General features: G+C 71.7%; 15 protein-coding genes. 12 read left to right on the top strand and 3 right to left on the bottom strand.

What is annotated here, in order from left to right; all coding sequences use genetic code 11:
- Positions 1-362: 362 nt before the first annotated feature.
- The 4 genes from ACYVD1_RS26800 (at position 363) to ACYVD1_RS26785 (ending at position 4803) form a co-directional block, all read left to right on the top strand.
- Positions 363-1616, top strand: a complete 1254-nt coding sequence (locus ACYVD1_RS26800; RefSeq protein WP_460777259.1) for a cytochrome P450 — start codon at positions 363-365, stop codon at positions 1614-1616.
- 18 nt (positions 1617-1634) lie between these two features.
- Positions 1635-2765 carry an endo-1,4-beta-xylanase gene (locus ACYVD1_RS26795; RefSeq protein WP_460777258.1) on the top strand — a complete coding sequence of 377 codons (1131 nt, stop codon included), beginning with the start codon at positions 1635-1637 and terminating at the stop codon, positions 2763-2765.
- A gap of 77 nt (positions 2766-2842) precedes the next feature.
- Positions 2843-3772: an aminoglycoside phosphotransferase family protein gene (locus ACYVD1_RS26790; protein WP_460777256.1), complete on the top strand. Its 930-nt coding sequence runs from the start codon at positions 2843-2845 to the stop codon at positions 3770-3772.
- Positions 3773-3825: 53 nt separating this feature from the next.
- Entirely contained in the window at positions 3826-4803 is a 978-nt protein-coding gene (locus ACYVD1_RS26785; RefSeq protein WP_460777255.1) for an alpha/beta hydrolase, read from the top strand.
- Here the strand turns inward: ACYVD1_RS26785 and ACYVD1_RS26780 are convergent.
- Positions 4745-5737 (bottom strand): AraC family transcriptional regulator, encoded by a 993-nt coding sequence (locus ACYVD1_RS26780; protein ID WP_460777254.1) that lies wholly within the window; start codon positions 5735-5737, stop codon positions 4745-4747. The genes ACYVD1_RS26785 and ACYVD1_RS26780 overlap by 59 nt on opposite strands.
- A gap of 82 nt (positions 5738-5819) precedes the next feature.
- Between ACYVD1_RS26780 and ACYVD1_RS26775 the strand changes: the two genes are divergently transcribed.
- Positions 5820-6674, top strand: coding sequence for an NAD(P)H-binding protein (locus ACYVD1_RS26775; protein WP_460777253.1), 855 nt, complete (start codon positions 5820-5822; stop codon positions 6672-6674).
- Positions 6675-6757: 83 nt separating this feature from the next.
- Here the strand turns inward: ACYVD1_RS26775 and ACYVD1_RS26770 are convergent, their stop codons facing one another.
- Complete coding sequence (locus ACYVD1_RS26770; RefSeq protein WP_460777252.1) at positions 6758-7462, bottom strand: pentapeptide repeat-containing protein; 705 nt, start codon at positions 7460-7462, stop codon at positions 6758-6760.
- Positions 7463-7499: 37 nt separating this feature from the next.
- Positions 7500-9083, bottom strand: a complete 1584-nt coding sequence (locus tag ACYVD1_RS26765) for a PucR family transcriptional regulator (RefSeq protein ID WP_460777251.1) — start codon at positions 9081-9083, stop codon at positions 7500-7502.
- Positions 9084-9377: 294 nt separating this feature from the next.
- On the opposite strand from ACYVD1_RS26765, the gene ACYVD1_RS26760 reads away from it, so the two are divergent.
- The 7 genes from ACYVD1_RS26760 to ACYVD1_RS26730 all read left to right on the top strand — a co-directional run bounded on the left by ACYVD1_RS26760 (position 9378) and on the right by ACYVD1_RS26730 (position 20276).
- A complete protein-coding gene (locus ACYVD1_RS26760) occupies positions 9378-10247 on the top strand; it encodes an FAD binding domain-containing protein (protein ID WP_460777250.1) in 870 nt (289 codons plus the stop codon).
- Positions 10238-10753, top strand: a complete 516-nt coding sequence (locus tag ACYVD1_RS26755) for a (2Fe-2S)-binding protein (RefSeq protein ID WP_460777249.1) — start codon at positions 10238-10240, stop codon at positions 10751-10753. Before ACYVD1_RS26760 ends, ACYVD1_RS26755 begins: the two co-directional genes overlap by 10 nt.
- A complete protein-coding gene (locus ACYVD1_RS26750) occupies positions 10750-12108 on the top strand; it encodes an 8-oxoguanine deaminase (protein ID WP_460777248.1) in 1359 nt (452 codons plus the stop codon). The genes ACYVD1_RS26755 and ACYVD1_RS26750 overlap by 4 nt, the downstream gene beginning before the upstream one ends.
- The gene (locus ACYVD1_RS26745; RefSeq protein WP_460777247.1) at positions 12108-14543 is read left to right on the top strand and encodes a xanthine dehydrogenase family protein molybdopterin-binding subunit; all 2436 of its coding nucleotides are present in this window, start codon (positions 12108-12110) and stop codon (positions 14541-14543) included. The genes ACYVD1_RS26750 and ACYVD1_RS26745 overlap by 1 nt, the downstream gene beginning before the upstream one ends.
- A gap of 243 nt (positions 14544-14786) precedes the next feature.
- Positions 14787-16229 carry an NCS2 family permease gene (locus tag ACYVD1_RS26740; RefSeq protein ID WP_460777246.1) on the top strand — a complete coding sequence of 481 codons (1443 nt, stop codon included), beginning with the start codon at positions 14787-14789 and terminating at the stop codon, positions 16227-16229.
- Between the two features lie 454 nt (positions 16230-16683).
- Complete coding sequence (locus ACYVD1_RS26735; RefSeq protein WP_460777245.1) at positions 16684-19293, top strand: molybdopterin-dependent oxidoreductase; 2610 nt, start codon at positions 16684-16686, stop codon at positions 19291-19293.
- Entirely contained in the window at positions 19290-20276 is a 987-nt protein-coding gene (locus ACYVD1_RS26730) for an FAD binding domain-containing protein (RefSeq protein WP_460777244.1), read from the top strand. Before ACYVD1_RS26735 ends, ACYVD1_RS26730 begins: the two co-directional genes overlap by 4 nt.
- The last annotated feature ends 63 nt before the right edge of the window (positions 20277-20339 follow it).

The raw sequence follows: 20339 nt of genomic DNA, 5'->3' as shown, positions 1-20339 counted from the left end.
TGTTCACGTGTGTTCGTGGTTGAAGCACATGATCACGCGAAGGCCGTTGTGCTGTCCGGGAAACGATGAAGCCCGTGACCAGGACGGTATCCGGTCACGGGCTCAAGGTTAAACGACAAGCTAGGGCGTGTTCGGTGAGCGATCGCCCGTTCAGGCACCCCGTACGGACCACCCTCCCAAGTGGGATCCCCGACGGCACCCAAGGGTTCACTCCTCCGGCCGGAGAACACGGAAAACGGGGGTGGAACGCCCGGTCCCGGCCAACGAGTTCCCGCGTGGCCACAGGCGGCCAACCCCGAGGTCAGATCAGGTGCCAGGGGGAATCCTAGGATCGTAAGTGCCACCGAGAGGACTACTCACCCTTGAAGACGCTCGACACCCTGCGAATCGACTCCCAACTGCGCCTGGCCCACAGCGTGTCGTGGCTCACCGCACAGGGCGGCGACCACGCCAGCAGGCTGCTCCACTGGCCCTGGCGGCACAACCCCTACCCCACCTACCGCAGGCTGCGCGATCAGGGCCCCGTGGTCTCCAGCCCCCTGCCCTTCCGAGCGGCCACCACCCGCGCCGCCGTGGACCAGATCCTCCGCGGCCGCGACTTCGGCGTCGCCCCGCCCGAGGGCCTCCGGGTACCCGAACAGTTCAACAGCGTCGAACTGTCCTTCCTGCAGATGGACCCGCCCGACCACACCCGGCTGCGCAAGCTCGCACGGCCCGCGTTCAGCCCGCGGCGCATGGCCGAGTACCGCACCGAGGTCGAGAAGATCACCGCCGACCTCCTCGACTCGGCCCTGGCCCGCGGTGAATTCGACCTGATGCACGACTTCGCCCAGCCCCTGCCCATCACGGTCATCAGCCGCCTCCTGGGCGTGCCCGAGCCCGACAAGGCCGACTTCGTGCGGATCGGCTACGTGATCAGCGGGGCACTGGACGGTGCCCGATCGGCGCGTCACCTGCGCCAGATCCAGGACGCGACGGCAGAATTGGACCTGTTGTTGGAGCGTTTGATGGCCGAACGCCGCACCAGCCCGCGCGGGGACGTCGTCTCCACCCTGGTAGGTCAGAGTGACGAGGGGGAACTGACCGGGGCCGAGCTGGGTTCGATGTGCCGTCTGTTGCTGCTCGCCGGTTTCGAGACCACGGTCAACCTGATCGGGAACGGAGTGATGGCCCTGCTGCGCCACCGGGAACAGTGGGAACGGCTGGTCGCCGATCCCACGCTGGTCTCCGGGGCGGTCGAGGAGGCCCTGCGTTACGACGCGCCGGTCCAGTTCACCGGGCGGTGGTCCCATCGCGATACGGAGGTCGAGGGGGTCCGCATCCCGGCCGGGCAGCAGGTGATGTGCCTGATCGGATCGGCCAACCGGGACCCCGAGCAGTTCGAGGACCCCGACCGGTTCGACATCACCCGGTCCGGCGCCGGTGACCATCTGGCCTTCTCCGGCGGGATCCACTACTGCCTGGGGGCGCCGCTGGCCCGGCTGGAGGGCGAGATCGCGTTCCGGGCCCTGTCCGAACGGGCTCCGGGGCTACGGCCCACGGCGATGCCGACCCGGCGGGCCACCACGACGGTACGGTCCCTGTCCGCGTTCCCGGTCACCACCGGCAACCAGTAGAGGGTGGGGGCAGAGAGGGTGCGAGAAGCTGTCGAGGGCAGCTGGCGATCGGCCACGCGCGGACGGGGTGTTCTGCTGTCGGCGGGGGCGGTGTGCGTGGTTATTTTCGTGGTGGTCGCGGTTCTGGTGGTGGTCCTTCCCGGACCGGCCGAGGAACCCGAGAGTGACCTTCCGGCGCTGGCCGAGGCGCACGGGATCGAGCTGGGCGTGGCCGTGGCGGTGAACCCGCTGGAACACGACTCCGAGTACCGGGACGTGGTGACCGACCACTACACGTCGGTGACCGCCGAGAACACGATGAAGTGGCAGCACGTCCAGCCGGAACGGGACGAGTTCGACTGGAGCGGGCCGGACCTGGTCGTGGACTTCGCCGAGGAGAACGATCTCAACGTGCGCGGACACACGCTGCTGTGGCACAACCAGCAGCCGGACTGGCTGGCGGAGGGCGGCTTCGACGGCGACGAGCTGCGCACGGTGATGCGCGAGCACATGGACGAGCTGCTGGGCCGCTACGAGGGGCGCATCTCCTCCTGGGACGTGATCAACGAACCCTTCGAGGACGGCGGCCCGGAGCTGCGCGACAACCTCTGGCGCCAGACGCTGGGCGACGACTACATCGCCGAAGCCCTGCGTATGGCCCATGAGGTGGATCCGGAGGCCGATCTCTACATCAACGAGTTCGGTGTCGAGGGCAGCGGCGACAAGGCCGACGCCCTGTACGACCTGGCGTCGGACCTGCTGGAGCGGGACGTACCCCTGGACGGCATCGGCTTCCAGGGGCACTTCGTGCACGAGCAGGTCCCCGAGGACATCGCCGAGAACATGCAGCGCTTCGCCGACCTCGGACTGGACGTGGAGATCAGCGAGGTGGACATCCGCATCCCCGAACCGGCCACCGAAGAGGAGCTGGCCGCGCAGGCGGACGAGTACCAGCACGTCGTGGAGTCGTGCCTGGCGGTCTCCCGCTGCGTGGGCGTCTCGGTGTGGGGCGTCGCCGACCACCACTCCTGGATTCCCGAGTGGTTCCCCGGTTACACGGCGGCCCTGCCCTTCGACGAGGACTACGAGCCCAAGCCCGCGCTGAACGGAATCACCGACGCCCTCGCCCAGGCCCGGGGCTCCCAGGGCACCCTCGGGGCCGGGGACTAGGGGGGTGTTCGGTATCCGTTAGGCGCGCGCCTCGGGTCTCCTTCGTCACGGCCGAGACGACGAAGGAGAGTGACGACATGCACGAGAGCACACCCCCGATTCCGGTGCCGCCCGGGCTCGCTGAGACCACCGGCCGCTTCTTCGGTCCCGAGTGGGCCGAGGCACTGCCGGGGCTGGCCGCGCGCCAGTGCGACCGGTGGGCACTGCGGCCCACGGGAGAGGCGATGCACGGTGCCGTGGCCCTGGTGGTTCCGGTGGAACGGCCGGACGGAACCACCGCGGTGCTCAAGGTCCAGCCGGTGGACGAGGAGACCGAGGGCGAACCAGCGGCGCTGCGTGCGTGGGGCGGAGAGGGGTCCGTGCGGCTGTTGGAGCACGATCCGCAGACCGGGTCGATGCTGTTGGAGGCCTTGGACCCCACCCGGCGGCTGGACGGTGTGGCGATCGACGAGGCGCTGGAGGTGCTCGGCGGCCTGCTGGCCCGCCTGAGCGCGTACCGCGGCCCCGACGGGATGCGCGGCCTCGGTGCGATCGCCTTGGACCTGGCGGAGCGGGCCGGGACGCTGGCCGCCTCGGAGCGGATCGAGCCGGTGTCCCGGAGGTCGCTGTCCCGGTGGGCCGGACTGGCCCGGGAGATGGCCGCCGAACCCGGCGACCGGCTGCTGCACTGGGATCTGCACTACGAGAACGTGCTGGCGCCCCTGCCCGGATCGGGTCGGGGGCCGTGGCTTGCCATCGATCCCAAGCCCCTCGTGGGCGATCCGGGCTTCGAGCTGTTGCCGGCGCTGCGCAACCGGTGGACGGAGGCCGAGGCCACCGGTGACCCGCTCCGGGAGACACGGCGCCGCCTCGACCTGCTAACCGAGGTGGCGGAGCTGGACCGGGAGCGGGCCCGCGCCTGGACCCTGGTGCGGGTTCTGGAGGACTCGCTGTGGCAGTTGGAGGGGTGTGACCGCGTCCCCGCGGTGCAGGCCTGGATCGCCGAAGCACTGGAGAACCGGCGGTGACGTGGAGCACGATGGTGGCGCACCACCGAGCACGCGCACTTTCGGAGGCTCCCGTGACCGTTCCACCCCGCCCGCCGTTCGACCCGGAACTCGCCGCCGCGCTGGAGGTGGTCGGCGCGGAGATCCCGCCCACGGTCACCCCCGAGATGATCAGTGCGCTGCGGGTGGGCGGGGGCCAGCGGGCTCCCGGCGACAAGGTCGACATGACCCTGGACGGGGCCTTCGAGGAGGAACGGCACACCGCCCAGGGGCCTGACGGGGCTGAGATCCCCCTGCTGGTGTGGCGGCCGACGAGGCCCAGCGGGGCCACCGGCGCCCTGTACTGGATCCACGGCGGCGGGATGGTCGCCGGTACCCCGCGCGGCTGGGAGATCCCCTGGTTGCTGGAGTACGCCCGGGAGCTGGACCTGGCGGTGGTGTCGGTGGACTACCGCCTGGCCCCCGAGAACCCGCACCCCGTTCCGGTCGAGGACTGCTACGCGGGTCTGGTGTGGCTGACCGAGAACGCCGGGAGCGCGGGGGTGGCGTCGCCCGAACGGCTGGTGGTCTGCGGGCTCAGCGCCGGCGGCGGCCTTGCGGCGGCGACCTGCCTGCTGGCCAGGGACCGGAGCGGGCCGACCGCGCTCGCCCAGCTCCTGCTCTGCCCGATGCTGGACGACCGCAACGACTCCGTCTCCGCCCACCAGATGGCCGGGGTGGGCGTGTGGGACCGGGCCTCCAACACGACCGGTTGGGGCGCCCTGCTGGGAGACCGGGTGGGCGGGCCGGACGTGTCCCCCTACGCCGCCCCGGCCCGGGCCCAGGACCTGTCCGGCCTGCCCCCGGCCTTCTTGGACGTGGGGTCGGCGGAGACCTTCCGCGACGAGGTCGTGGAGTACGCCTCGCGGATCTGGCGGGCGGGCGGCTCCGCCGAGCTGCACGTCTGGCCGGGCGGTTTCCACTCCTTCGACGGGTTCGTGCCGGACGCCGCGCTCAGCCGGTCCGCACGGGAACAGCGCCTGCCGTGGCTGCGGCGGGTTCTGGGGACATGACCCCGCCCCGGCGGTGCTCGGTGGGCGTGGTGCCGCGCAGGCGCTTGAAGGCGCTGCTGAGCGCGAAGGCGTTGCTGTATCCGACCCCGCGGGCGATGGCGTCGACTGTGGTGTCGGTGTCGCGGAGCAGGTCCGCGGCGAGCCCGACGCGCCAGTCGGTCAGGTAGGCCATGGGCGGGGTGCCCACCAGGGCGCGGAAGTCGCGGGCCAGAGCGGCGCGGGAGACCCCGCAGAGCTCAGCCAGGGAGCCCACGGTCCAGGGCTGGGCGGGCTGGTTGTGCATCAGGCGCATGGCCCGGCCCACCACCGGGTCGGCCATGGCGGAGTACCAGGCGGGCGGTCGGGCACCGGGGCGGGCGAACCAGGCGCGCAGTTTGGTGATCAGGGCCAGGTCCAGCAGGCGGTCCAGGACCAGTTGCTGACCGGGAGCGGCGCAACTGATCTCCGCCTCGATCATCGCGCCCAACCGGTCGTGGCACTCGTCGGCCGGGACCACCAGGGTCTGTGGCAGGGCGGCGAATAGGCGTCGGCTGAGGTCGCCGGTGACCTCGTAGGAACCGCTGAGCAGCAGGTCGGGGGCGTCCAGGGAGTCGCCGTAGGTGCGGATGCCCAGGCTGGCCTCCTCGGTGAGCGGGGTGCCGTCCGGTCCCAGGCACAGGTGTCCGTCCAGAACGGTGCAGCTGGTGGGCGCGTCCACGGGGTTGGCGACGGTGTGCGGACCGGGGGCGCGCAGGATGGCGGTGTCGCCAACCTCCAGAGGTATGGGGTCTCCGCTGCCTTCGGGGGCGATCCAGGCGCGGCCGCGCACCATGGTGACCAGGGTCAGGGGCGAGCTGTGGGCGAAGCGCAGCGACCAGGGCGGATCCATGACGGACTTGCTGAAGAGCGCCCCTCGGGCGCGGACCCCGTCCAAGAGGTCGGCGAGTGCGTCCATACCCGTAAGTGTAGACGCCTGGATATCGTTCTGAGCTTCTAGGCCATGGCGCGTCTCAGGGCTACGCGGTTGACTCAGGACCATGACAAAGAACAAGAGAAGCCAGCGGCCGATCCTGGTGACCGGTGCGACGGGGATGACCGGCAGCCGGGTCCTGGCACGGCTGCACGATCGGGGCGTGGCGGTGCGGGCCGCCTCCCGCTCCTCCGAGTGGAAGTTCGACTGGTCCGAACCGGACACCTGGGACACGGTGCTGGAGGGCGCGGGGTCGGTGTACGTGGTGCAGAACGACGTCGACCCCCGCACCCCCGCCTTCGTGGCTCGCGCGGTGACGCACGGCGTGGAGCGGATCGTGCAGCTGTCGGCGCGCGGGATCGACCAGCCGGGCTACTTCGAGGGTATGGAGGAGGCCTCCTCGCACCTGCGGGCAGAGGAGGCGGTGAAGGCCAGCGGGCTGGAGTGGACCGTCCTGCGCCCGGGGTGGTTCGCGCAGAACTTCAACGAGGGGCTACTGGCCGACGGGGTGCGCTCGGGACTGCTGCGCCTGCCCACTGGCGACGGCGCGGCCACCTGGATCGACGCCCGAGACATCGCTGACGTGGCGGTGGCGGCGCTGACCGAGTCCGGGCACCACGGGCGCATCTACGAGCTGAGCGGGCACCGTGCACTTACGGTGGCGGAGGCCGTGGCGGAGGTCGCCGAGGCCCTGGGGCAGCCGGTCCGCTACGAGCCGGTGTCAACTGAGGAGTACGTGAACGAGCTCCTGCGCCAAGGGTGGCCCAAGGAGGGCGCCCAGGAGATGGTCTCGGCTCTTTCGGCCGTGCGCCGCAGCCTGGAGGCGAAGGTCTCCCCCGGCGTCCAGGAGGCACTCGGGCGCGAACCCCGCGACTTCTCGGAGTTCGTCAAGACCGTTGCGGAATCCAGGGGCGGGCGGTGATAACGCACCGCAGGCACACCTTCGCGACGTAGAGTGACACTGGGGTGCCGACACACGTCGGCGCCCCTGCTTCCGTCGGCCGCTCAGCCGGCCACCGTGATGCCCAGGGAACCCAGGATCAGCCCGGCTTGGGCGGGGCTGATGGTGGCCCCGCGCAAGAACCCGGCCTGCTGCAGGTCGAACTCCCCCAGGTCCGCACCGCGCAGGTCCGCCCCGGTGAACGCGGCGTTGACCAGGTTGGCGCCGCGCAGCCGCGACTCCACCCACACGGTCTCGCGCAGATCGGCCGAGGCCAGGTCCACCTCGTCCATGCGCAGCCCTTCCAGGGTCTGACCGCGCAGGACCAGCCCCTTGCAGCGGGCCAGCATCAGGTTGCACTGGGAGAACGTGTAACCGATCCCCCGCAGCGAGTTCAGCCCGGCACCGGTCATCCGGCAGCCGGTGAACGCGGTGTCGCTGAGCAGCGCGCCCTGCCAGCGGGTGTTGGCCAGGTCCACCCGTTCGAAGCGGGTGTCGGTGCAGTCGGAGTGCGCGAAGGTCGCGCCCGGGGCACCCCCGCCGGTGAACACCGCGCCCTCCAGCACCGCCCGTTCCAGGCGCACCCCGTCCAGACGGCAGTCGACCAGACGCGCGTCCACCAGGTGCGCGTCTCTCAGGTCTGCCCCGCTGAGGTCGCAGCGGGTCCACACGCGCGGCGCACCCTGGTCCTCGGACAGGGCTTCGCGCAGGTCGAGTTCGGACAGGTCGGCGTCGGTGATCTCGGCGTCGGCGAGAAGTTCGGTGCTCACGCAACGAACCATAGACCCGGGCAACGACAGAGAGCGTTTAGTCCCGGAGCTTGAGGGCGAGGAACAGGTCGACCCGGTGTTCGAGGCTGCTCAGGTTCCGGCCGGTCAGCTCCTCGACGCGGCCGATGCGGTAGCGCAGGGTGTTGACGTGGACGTGCATGGTGGCCGCGCAGCGCTGCCAGGAACCCGAGTGGGCCAGGAACTGGTCCAGCGTCTCCACCAGCTCCGATCGGTGGTCGCGGTCGTAGTCCACCAGGGGGCCCAGGAGGCGCTCGCGATAGGAGGTCTGGACCTCCTCCGGTACCGAGGCCAGCAGGAGTTCGTGCGAGTCGATCTCGGCCCCGGCGATCACCCGGGAGCGGCCCCCGCGCAGCTCGGCCAGGCGGCGGGCGTGGCGGGCCTCCACCGCCGCACCGCGCAGCTCGGCGACGCCCCTGGCGGCCGAGCTCAGGCCGACCGCCAGACGGTAGTCGAGCAGCCCTCCCTCCAGAACGCGGGCGCGGTGGACGAGCTCGGCACGGATCGTTTCTGCGCTGGTGCGGGACCGGTGGTCGGGGTCGGCCACCGGGATCACGGCCAAGGCGTCGTTGTCCCCGGTGACGACCGCACCGGGGTGGTCCGCGACGAGTTCGGCGACCACGCGGCGCGCCAGGTCGGGCACGCGCGGCTCGGGCAGCATCATGGCACTGACCACGACGTGCGCGCGGTCGTCGGGGTCGGGACCCTCGCCACCACCGGTACCGCGCATGAGGGCAGTGACCTCGTCGAAGCGCTGGGCCGCGAGCAGCCGGGGCAGCCCCTCCAGGTGCCGGGCGGTAGTCAGGGCCCGCTCCTCGTCCCGGCTGCGCGCCAGGACACCGACGGAGACGAGTTCGGCGACCGACTCGTGCTCCTCCTCGCCCCATGTGGCGTGGTCACCGGTACAGACCAGCAGCCAGCTGGAAAGCGGGTGCGACTCCTTGGTCTGGACCGGAACGACGGTGAGGGTGCGGCCTTCTCCACCCGAGGGGATGCGGATGGTGTGCGGAAAGGCCGACCAGGTCTGGGCCCTGGCCGCGATGAGCTCCCGCTCCTCCGGGGCCAGGGGCGTACCCGAGGAGGCCACGTGACGGCCGCAGCCGGAGATCACCCAGGCGGTGACCCCGGCCTGCTCGGCGGAGGCGGCGAAGGCGTCGGGGAAGTCGGCCCCGGACGCGACCTCGGCCATGAGGCGCCGGTGCCGGTCACGGGTCTCGGCGATGGTGGTGAAGCGCCGCTGGGTGAGGGAGCGCAGCACCTCCTCGGTGACCGAGCCGAAGGAGGTTTCAGCGGGGACCTCGATGAGGGGCATCTGGTGGGCCTCGCAGGCCGCGACCAGGTCCGGGGGGATGTCGCCGAGCGCCGTTCCCGCGGCCACGGCCAGGGCGCCGGCGCTGGCGACCGAGGCCACGAACGTCTCGGAGTCCTCGGGGCGGTTGCGCCACATCATCCCGGTCAGGACCATTTCGCCGCCGCGCAGGTAGCGGGCGGGTTCGAGCAGATCAGTGGTGTAGGCCCACCGGACGTCGCGGTGGGCGTGCTCAGCGCCGGCCAAGAACCGCAGGTGCAGTCGTTTGACGGCGATCAGCTCACTGATCTGCATGAACTTCCCTCTGTGTTCGGGTGCGTCGGGTCCCACCAGTGGTGACTTCGTACCAGGACACAGTGTGCACCGACGAAGGACCGCCAAGCGACAGGACCGGGGGTCTTTCGTGCTCATACCAAGACCACTTGTAGGAAACAACCAACAGTAGCCGTTCGTTCCATGATCACTTCATGTCATCACTGGCTGGATGGGCGCGGACGGCGAGTGCTGTACTTCACATGACTGCCCCATTAACGAGGGGACGCCCGAGATCGGCGTGACCAGACCGCACTGCGCAGGACGAGGACGAGCATGGAATTCGTGAGGCCATCCACACTGGTGGAGGCCCTAGAGGCCAGGAGCGCCCACCCCGACGGCGTGCCCATCATGGGCGGTACCGACGTGATGGTGGAGCTGAACTTCGACAAGAGCCGGCCATCGGCGCTGATCGACCTGACCGGGGTCCCGGAGCTGACCGAGTGGGGTGTGGACGGCGACCACACGCGGTTGGGCGCGGGGGTCCCTTACACCCGGATCATCGAGCACCTGTCGGGGAAGGCGCCCGCGCTGGCCAAGGCCTCGCGGTCGGTGGCATCCCCCCAGATCCGCAACCGCGGCACGGTCGGCGGGAACCTGGGCGGGGCCTCCCCCGCCGGTGAGTCCCACCCGCCGCTGCTGGCCACGGACGCCGAGATCGAGCTCGCGTCGGTCCGCGGCACGCGCCGGGTGCGGGCCCGCGACTTCTACCTGTCACTGCGCACGACCGCCCTGCGCGACGACGAGCTGATCACCGCGGTCCTGCTGCCCAACGCCACCGGCCCGCAGCAGTTCGCCAAGATCGGTACCCGCAACGCCATGGTGATCGCGGTGACCTCCTTCTGCCTGGCGCTGGACACCGAGAAGCGGACGGTGGGGACGGGCGTGGGTTCGGCCGGGCCGACTCCGCTGCGCGCCGAGGCCGCCGAGGAGTTCCTGGAGGCCGAGTTCGACTGGGAGGACGGGCGCCCGCTCTCGGAGGCGGTAGTCCGCCGCTTCGGCGATCTCGTGGCCGCCGCCGCCCGTCCCATCGACGACCAGCGCGGTACCGCCGACTACCGCAAGCACGCCTTGTCGGTCATGGCTCGCCGCGCGCTGAGCTGGTCCGTCACCGACTACCGGAAGGGGTCCACGCGATGCGCGTGAATTTCAACGTCAACGGCGAGAACGTCACCGCCGACAACGTGTGGCCGGGCGAGAGCCTGCTGTACGTACTGCGTGAGCGCCTGGGACTGCCCGGCAGCAAGAACGCCTGTGAGCAGGGTGAGTGCGGCTCGTGCACGGTCTACTTCGACGGGGTGACCGCCTGTTCGTGCATGATCGCCGCCGGGCAGGCAGAGGGGCACGAGGTGCGCACCGTCGAGGGCCTGGCCGAGGGCGCGGGCAAGGGCAGCGACCGGAAGCTGGGCGTGGTCCAGGAGGCGTTCGTCGAGGCGGGCGCCGTGCAGTGCGGGTTCTGCACGCCGGGTCTGCTGGTGCAGACCGACGACCTGCTCGAGCGCACGGTGGGTGCGGGCGAGGGCGCGCCGGCCGACTCGGAGATCCGTGAGGCTCTGGCGGGCAACCTGTGCCGCTGCACCGGGTACGAGAAGATCATCGACGCCGTGCATCTGGCCGCGGAGCGGCGCGCGGAAGCCGGGAGCCAAGCATGAGCCGGACCGTAGTCATCGAGGGCGCCCACGTCGTGACCGTGGACGGCCCGGAGTACGCCGACGGCCACGTCGTGGTGCGTGACGGCCGGATCACCGCGGTGGGGTCCGGTCCCGCGCCCAGCGTCGAGGGGCCGGTCGAGCGGGTGGACGGTCGCGGCTGCGTGGCCACACCGGGGCTGGTCAACTCGCACAACCACCTCTACCAGTGGGCGACCCAGGGTCTGTTCGCGGACGGCACGCTGTTCGAGTGGCTGGTGGGCTCCTACGAGATCTGGCACCGGCTCGACGCCGACGTGGTCTCGGGTACGACCTCCGCGGGGATGGCCCACCTGGCGCTGGCCGGGTGCACGACCGCCTCGGACCACCACTACATCTACCCCTCCGGCCGCGGTGACATCGCCGCCGCCGAGGTCGAGGCCGCCCGGGAGGTCGGGATCCGCCTGGACCTGGCCCGCGGGTCGATGGACCGGGGCCACAGTCAGGGCGGTCTGCCGCCGGACAGCGTGGTCGAGACGCTGGAGGGCGCGCTGGCGGCTACCGGCGCCGCGGTCGACGCCCACCACGACGCCTCCTTCGACTCGATGACCCGGATCGCGGTGGCCCCGTGTTCACCGTTCTCGGTCTCGCGCGATCTCATGGTCCAAGGCGCCGAGTTGGCCCGGGAGAAGGGCGTGCGGCTGCACACCCACCTGGCCGAGACGGTCGAGGAGGAGCAGCAGTGCCTGGACGAGTTCGGCTGCACCCCCGTGGAGTACGCCGAGAAGCTCGGCTGGCTCGGTGAGGACGTGTGGTTCGCGCACGCCGTGCACCTGTCGGACACCGCGATCTCCCGGATCGCCGCGACCGGTACCGGAATCGCGCACTGCCCGACCTCCAACGCCCGTCTGGGCGCGGGGATCTGCCGGGTGACCGAGCTCCTCGACGCCGGGGCCCGGGTGGGCCTGGGCGTGGACGGCCCGGCCTCCAGCGAGCTGTCGACGTTGGCCGGGGAGATGCACCAGGCGCTGCTGATGGCACGTGCCCGCAAGGGCCCGCAGGCGCTCAGCGCCCGCCAGTCGCTTGAGCTGGCCACCCTGGGCGGCGCCCGGGTGCTGGGCCGCGACGCCGAGCTGGGCTCGCTGTCGGTGGGCAAGGTCGGAGACGTCGCCCTGTGGCGCGTGGACGGCTTCGGCTACGACGTGATCGCCGACCCGGTGGTGGCACTGACCTTTGGACCCACCCCGCCCTTGGAGCGGCTCCTGGTCGGCGGCGACACCGTCGTCGACCGCGGTGAGCTGCGCACCCTGTCCGCCGAGACCGCCGCCGCGCGGGGCCGCGCGGCGCACCGATCCCTCATGCAGGAGGCGAGCCGCTGATGAAGGCCACCACAGACAGCGTGACCACGGACCTTTCCAGCACCACCAGGGACGGGCTGGGCGCCAGCCCGCGCCGTCCCGACGGGACGCTGAAGGTCACCGGCGAGTTCGCCTACTCGTCGGACCTGTGGATGGAGGACATGCTGTGGGGCGCGACCCTGCGCAGCCCCCACCCGCACGCCAAGATCCTGGGCATCGACATCACCGAGGCCCTGCAGGTCGCCGGCGTGTCGGCGGTGCTCACACACGAGGACGTGCCCGGCGAGAAGCGCTACGGCCTGGAGTTCCAGGACCAGCCGGTACTCGCCTACGACAAGGTGCGCTACAAGGGTGAGGCGGTGGCCGTGGTGGCGGCCGACCACCCGGAGACGGCGCGCCGGGCCATGGAGCGCATCAAGGTCGACTACGAGGTCCTGGACCCGGTCAGCGACTCGCGGCGCGCCGCGCACGACCCCGAGTACCCGCTGGTCCACGAGGAGGGCACCCTCGAGATCCACGAGGAGTACCACCAGGCCGGCAACCGGGTGCGCCACCAGCCGATCCGGACGGGCGACTTCGCCGGGGTGGCGGGGTCGGACGAGGGCCAGCGGGGGGTGCTCGAGCGCCTGCGCGCCGAGGCCGACGCGGTGGCCACCACCGAGTACGAGGTGGGCATGCAGGACCAGGCCTTCCTCGGTCCCGAGTCGGGGATGGCGGTGCCCGCCGAGGACGGCGGTGTGGACCTGTACGTGGCCACGCAGTGGTTGCACGTGGACCAGAAGCAGATCGGCCCGGCCCTGGGGCTGCCCCAGGACAAGGTGCGCCTGACCTTGGCGGGTGTGGGCGGCGCCTTCGGTGCCCGCGAGGACCTGTCGATGCAGATCCACGCGTGCATGCTGGCACTGCACACCGGCAAGCCGGTCAAGTTCGTGTACAACCGCGAGGAGTCCTTCTTCGGGCACGTGCACCGGCACCCGGCCAAGATGCGCTACGAGCACGGCGCCAAGGCCGACGGGACGCTGCTGTACGCGACGGCGGAGATCATCGTGGACGGCGGCGCGTACGCGTCGGCGACCCCCGCGGTGGTGGGTGTGGCCTCGTCGCTGGGCGTCGGCCCCTACGAGGTGCCCCACGTGTTGGTGGACGCCTACGGGGTGTACACCACCAACCCGCCGTGCGGCGCGATGCGCGGCTTCGGCGCTGTGCAGGCCTGTTTCGCCTACGAGTCGCAGATGGACAAGCTCGCGGAGCAGCTGGGGATGCACCCGGTCGACGTGCGGCTGAAGAACGCCATGGCGCAGGGGTCGCGGATCATCACCGGCCAGGAGATCGACATGCCGCTGCCGATGGCGGAGATGTTGGAGCGGTGCCGTGACCTTCCGATGCCGGTGGAGCGCACCGAGCTGGCGGACCCGTCCGACCAGCGCACCCTGCCGGGCGGCGTGGCCGGGACCACCCGCGGTGAGGGCGTCGTGCGGGGTGTCGGCTACGGGCTGGGCCTCAAGAACCTGTGCTTCTCGGAGGGTTTCGACGACTACTCCACGGCCCGGGTCCGCTTGGAGGTCGTGGGCGGTGAGCCGGTGGTGCTGGTGCACACGGCCGCCGCCGAGGTCGGCCAGGGGCTGGTGACGGTCAAGGGCCAGATCGCGCGGTCCGAACTGGGCGTGGAGAAGGTGGTCATCGCACCGTCGGACACGCAGGTGGGTTCGGCCGGTTCCTCCTCGGCCTCCCGGCAGTCGTACATGACCGGCGGCGCGGTGAAGATGGCCTGCGAGTCGGTGCGCGCCTCGGTGTTCGCGCTGGCCCGTGACCGGGGCGTCGTCCCGGACGCGGTCCCCGACTCCGACCTGTCGATGAGCGGCGGCAAGGTGGTGTCGGAGACCGCGGGGGCCCTGGTGTCCCTGGCCGACCTGCTCGGCGACTCCACGGAGTCGGGCACCGTGATCGAGGAGACCCGCGAGCACCATCACCGGCCGACGGAGATGCTCGACCCCACGCGGGGCCAGGGCATGTCCCACACCCAGTTCGGGATGTGCGTGCACCGCGCGGTGGTGGACGTGGACGTCGACCTGGGCCTCGTGAAGGTGGTGGCCCTGGACGCGGTCCAGGACGTGGGCAAGGTGCTCCACCCGCAGCAGCTGGCCGGGCAGATCCAGGGTGGTTCCACCCAGGGCCTGGGGCTGGCGCTGATGGAGGAGATCCAGGTCAAGGACAGCGTGATGCGCAACCCGTCCTTCACCGACTACCTGATCCCGACCATCCTGGACACCCCGCCGATGCGCATCGACGTTCTCGAGCGCCCCGACCCGCACGCCCCGTACGGGCTGCGAGGCGCGGGCGAGCCGCCGACGCTGTCGTCGACCCCGGCCATCGTGGCCGCCGTGCGCGACGCGACCAAGCGCCCGCTGACGCACGCGCCGGTGCGGCCCGAGGACATCGTGGGCATCGACCTGTGACCCCCGACCCCGGCGTTTAGCGCGGAGGGGCGGCGCGCGGGCCGTGCAAGCGCCCACGAGGGCAGTGCGAGCACTCGCCGCCCCTCCCCCGAGTCCACCCGCCCCGGATCACCGACGCCCTCGGCCCCGGGGCGGGTGCCCAGGACAGCGTCGTCCTGGCCTACCCACGTTTGACTACGAGACGTAGCAAACCCCCCACACACGGTGCTTTACTGCCGTGCTCATATCCCTCCAGGAGGGGACGTGACCAAACTCAACGACACCGGCTCGCGGCCGGAACCGCGCACCGGTACGGATCGATCCTGGCTCGACCGCTTCTTCTTCATCAGCGAGCGGAACTCCACCTTCGGGCAGGAGGTCCGCGGCGGCCTGACCACCTTCATGGCGATGGCCTACATCATCGTCCTGAACCCGATCATCCTGAGCAGCGTGCCGGACGTGAACGGCGATTTCCTGTCGCCCGGCCAGCTGACCACCATGACCGCCCTGGCCGCCGGGCTGACCACGATCATGATGGGTGTGATCGGCCGCGCACCCATCGCCTGCGCGGCCGCGCTCGGCGTCATGGCGGTGGTCGCCTACCAGGCGGCGCCCGCGATGGCCTGGTCCGAGGTGATGGGCCTGGTGGTCTGGCAGGGCATCGCCATCATCATGATGGTCGTCACCGGGGTGCGCACCGCTGTGATGAACGCGCTCCCGCACAACCTCAAACTGGCCATCGGTGTCGGTATCGGCATGTTCGTGTCGCTGATCGGCCTGTCCAACGCCGGTTTCGTCAGCGGCGGCGACGGCGACAGCCTGCTGCAGATCGGTGCCGCCGGGGACGAGGGCAACCTGCTGGGCTGGCCGGTCCTGGTGTTCGTGTGCGGCCTGATCCTGGCCGGTGTGCTGTTGGCCCGGGGAGTATCCGGCGCCATCTTCTACGGCATCATCGGCGCCACCGCCCTCGCGGTGTTCGTGCACTACGTGGCGGGACTGGACGCCGACGACTGGGGTGGCGGCGTCCCCGAGCTGCCCGCCAGCCCGGTGGCCACGCCCGACTTCGGGCTGCTGTTCCAGGTGGACATGTTCGGCGCCTGGACGACCGCCGGCCCCACCACGGCCGGGGTCATCCTTTTCACCTTGGTGCTGGCCGGGTTCTTCGACGCGGTGGGCACCATCCTGGCCATCGGGAACAAGGCCAACCTCGCCGCCGAGAACGGGCAGATGCCGCGCGTCAACCAGATCCTGGTCACCGACGGCGCCGGGGCCGTGGCTGGCGGTCTGACCAGCTCCTCGGCCACGCTCGTGTTCGTGGAGTCCACCGCCGGGGTGAGCGAGGGCGCCCGGACCGGACTGGCCAGCGTGGTCACCGGCCTGCTCTTCCTCACCGCGGTCGTCTTCGCACCGGTGTTCTCCATGGTCCCCGCGCAGGCGGCCTCGGTGGCGATGGTGTTGGTCGGCGCGATGATGATGACCCAGGTCAAGGCGATCGACTGGTCCGACATCACGGTGTCGGTCCCGGCCTTCCTGACGATCGCCATCATGCCGTTCGCCTATGACATCGCCAGCGGCATCGGGATCGGGATCATCGCCCACACGGTGCTCAAGTCGGCCCAGGGCCGGTTCGGGGAGGTCGGCTGGCTGATGTGGATCCTCAGCGGGGTGTTCACCTTCCACTTCGCCATGCACGCGCTGGGGTTGTAGGGATGTAGGCCGACGGCGGCCCGCAAAGCAGAGCGCCCAGGCCCGCGCCGCCGCCACTGGATGGCGGCGGCCCGGCCCCTTTGGGCGTCCTTCTTGCACTGGAGGGCCACCTGCTACCGGCCCCGCCGAATCGACACGGCGGTGGACAGAGTCCGCATCGCGCCGTTGGCCAGACGTGGGTGGAGACCGCGTGAGTGGGGGGTTTCCCCGTTTCCTGCCGCACCCAACAACAAGCCCCCACCCACCGCGACCCCGAGTGCCCACACCTCCAGCGCAGGGTCTGCGCGTCTGCGCGGTCTGGGCCATCTGGGCCGACCAGGCGCGCCAGGATGCGGGGCCTGCCGGGGCCGGTGGCGGGGCTTCAGGCCGGACGGGGATGCCACGTTTTGACAGAGCACGCGCGACCACCTAAGTTGTCAGTGTCAACTTCAGTCGCCTCTCCGGGAAGCCGCTCATGGACATCCGCGTCAACGGCACACCCGCGCCCGCTCCGGACGAACCCGAACTCAGCTCCGCGGAACACCTGCGCGACCGGCTCGGGCTGACCGGCACCAAGATCGCCTGCGGCTCCGGGGTGTGCGGCGCCTGCACGGTCCTGGTGGACGGCGCCCCCACAGCCTCCTGCCTCCTGCCCTCCGGCCACCTGACCGGGCGCGCGGTCACCACCGTCGAAGGACTGAACGGGGACCACCCCGTGCAGCGCGCCTTCGCCGCGCACGACGGACTCCAGTGCGGCTACTGCACACCCGGCTTCGTCTTGGAGGCCTCCGTGTTCGTGGACGCCTGGCGCTCCGAGCACGGCGACGTCCGCCCCGGACGCGACACCGTCGCTGAGGCCCTGGCCGGCCACCTGTGCCGGTGCGGCGCCTACGAGGGGATCTTCTCGGCCGTGGCCGCCGCCTGTGCCGGTGAGTTCGACACCGAACCCGACCGGGACCCGCCGCGCTCGGACGCCCCGGCCAAGGTCACCGGGGCCGCGCGGTTCAGCGGCGACGCGGCCGACCCCGGCACCTGGGAAGGGGTGATCGTGCGCTCCACCGTCCCCCACGCCCGCATCCGCGACGTGCACGTCGCGGAGCCCGGCGGTGAGACGCCGGTCCTGGTCGACCTCCTCGGCGGGGACCGCACCGTGCGCTACGTCGGTCAGCCGATCGCCGCCGTGGCCGGACCGACGGCGGCGGCCGCCCGCGAGCTCGCCGAAGCCGTGGTGGTGGACCACGAACCCCTGCCCGCCGCGGTCGACCCCGAAGCCGCTCAGGAACCCGGCTCCCCCGCCGTCTACCCCACCCGCGCCGAGCGCGCCGCCGCTCCCACCTACGGGGAGGCGCCCACCCCGCCGGCCCCCTGGAACGGCAACGTGCGCGGCCCGGGGGTGGTGAGCTGGCGCGGACCCACCGCGGTATCCAGGCTGCGCGCCGCCCGCCGCCGCGAGGACCCACTCCTGGTCGCACAGGAGTACACCACCGCCACCCAGGTCCACAGCTCCCTGGAACCGCACGTGAGCGTGGCCTCCTGGGTCGACGGCGACCTCTTCCTGCACGTGTCCACCCAGGCGGTGAGCAAGATCGCGAACAAGGCCGCCAAGCGCTGGGGCCTGCCCCGGGAGCGGGTGCACGTGGTGACCGAGTTCGTGGGCGGCGCTTTCGGCGCCAAGAACGGGATCACCGCCGACGTCGAGGCGGCCGTGGAGCTGGCCCGGCGGACCGGAGTCCGGGTGCGCGTGGCCCTGGACAGGGCCGAGGAGCTGACCGACGCCGGACACCGGCCCGGAAACCGGACCCGGGTGGCGCTGCTGGCCGGGCGCGGCGGCGAGTTGCGGGCGCTGAGCGTGGACTCGTACGGCGACGGCGGGGTGTCGGTGGGATCCAACGTCGCCGCCCTGGCCGCGCTGATGTACGGACGCTCGCCCCGGAGGCTGCGCGATTTCGACGTGGTGACCCATCGGCCCCCGGGCGCACCCATGCGCGGCCCCGGCGGCCCACCGATGGCGTGGGCCCTGGAGCAGGCCGTGGACACCATGGCCCTGAGGCTGGGTGAGGACCCGCTGTCGCTGCGTCGGCGTTGGGACGGCAACCCCAAGCGGCGGGCCCTGTACGAACGGGTCGCCGACCTGCCGCTGTGGCGGGACCGCCCCCGTGGCGAGCGCTCGGGCCGGTACCGGCGCGGGGTGGGCCTGGCCGCGGCGGGCTGGCCGTACCTGCTCGCTCCCCAGGCCCGGGTGGAGCTCGTAGTGGAGGGCGGATCGCTGGTGGTGCGCTCGGCCACCCAGGACATCGGTACCGGGATCCGGAGCGTGCTCGGTGACGTGGTCGCCGACCGGCTCGGGGTGAGCGCGGCGGACCTGCGGGTGGAGATCGGGCAGAGCGCCTCGGTGCACGGCACGGGCTCCTACGGCAGCCGCACCACCACCTCCATGGGTCCGGCCGCCGCCGACGCCGCCGACCGGCTGCGCGAGGGCCTGCGCGAGCACGCACCGGAGGTGCCCGCCAGCGGGCCGATCCCCGAGCACACCTTCAAGGAGGCGCTGAGCTCCGCCGACGGGCTGAGCGTGGTCGGTGAACGGGCCTCGGACCGGTGGGGGCAGCTGAGTCCGAACCTGGCCGACGACTTCGCGCTTGGGCGCGGCATGAGCGGCGCCGTCCACGTGATGGAGGTCGAGGTCGACACCCTGCTCGGGCGGGTGCACCCCACCCGCTGCTGGGCGGGGATCGCCGCCGGGCGGATCTACTCCGAGCGGCTGGCCCGCAACCAGTGCGAGGGCGCCGTGGTCCAGGGTGTGGGGTACGCACTGTTCGAGGAGCGGCGCGACGATCCCGCCACGGGCGTGGTGCTCAGCGACAACCTGGAGGACTACCGGATCCCGGGGTTGAGCGACGTGCCCGAGACCGAGGTGTACTTCCACCAGGAGGGGTTCGAGCACGCGCGCGGCGGCGGGATCGGCCTCGGAGAGGTGTCGATCGTGGGTGTGGCGGCGGCGTTGGGCAACGCCGTGCACGACGCCACCGGTTGGCGCCCGCACGACCTGCCCATCCGCCCGGACCGACTGATCGGAGGCCCGCGTTGACCACCACACGACCCACGAACGTGGGAGAGGTGACCCAGGACCTGGCCCGGAGCGGGGCGCACCTGCGCGCCGGCGGCACCGACCTGACCCCCTGCTTGCAGGCGGGTTTAGTCGCGCCCGGCCCCCTCGTCGACCTGCTCGACGTGCCGGATCTGCGCATCACGAGCTGGTCGAAGGACGGGTCCTCCCGGATCGGCGCGATGACCAGTGTCGGCGAGCTGAGCGCCGACCCGCGCCTGGCCTCGGCCTATCCGGGGCTGGCCGCCACGGCCGACGGGCTGGCCACGCCGCAGATCCGAGGTACGGCCACGGTGGGCGGCAACCTGCTCCAGCGCAACCGCTGCTCCTATCTGCGCAACCCGGCGTTCGACTGCTTCCAGACCGGCGGTGACTCGTGCCCGGCTCGCTCCGGTGACCACCTGCGCGGCGTGGTGGTGGACCAGGGCCCCTGCGTGGCCCCGCACCCCTCGTCGCTGGCGGTGGCTCTGCTGGCGTACGACGCCACGGTCCAGGTCTACGACGGGCGGGTGTACGAGCTGGGGGTGGCGGATCTCTACGACGGCGCCGATCCGGCCCGGGACCACGTGTTGGCCCCGGGGTCGCTGGTGATGTCGGTGTCCCTGCCCGCGCCGGTTCACGGTGAGCGCGCCGCCTACCTGCGCGCGGCCGGGCGGTCCCGGGCGGAGTGGCCGCTGGTGGAGGCGGTGGTCAGCTTGGCGTGCGCCGACGGCGGCACCGGCCCGGTGACCGGGGCCGCGGTCGCGGTGGGCGGAGTGGCCCGTACCCCGTTGCGGCTGCCCGGTGTGGAGGCAGCCCTGGTCGGGTCGGTACCCGGCCGTGGGACCGGGCCGGAGGTCGCGGGGGCGCTGGAGGGCCTCGCCGACCTGTGCTCCCCGCTGCCCGCCACCGCGTACAAGGTCCCCTTGCTCCAGGCGACCGTCCAGGGTGTAATCGAACGGGCACTGGACGTTCCGGGCCGGTAGGGCCTCGGAGCAGGGCCGGGTGGGCCGCCGTGGCGTGGCGGCCCACCCTTGTGTCGGCTCCCA

This window comes from Nocardiopsis nanhaiensis, assembly GCF_054778635.1.
The sequence above is the reverse complement of the archived record's forward strand: the minus strand, read 5'-3'. Positions and strand labels throughout refer to the sequence as shown.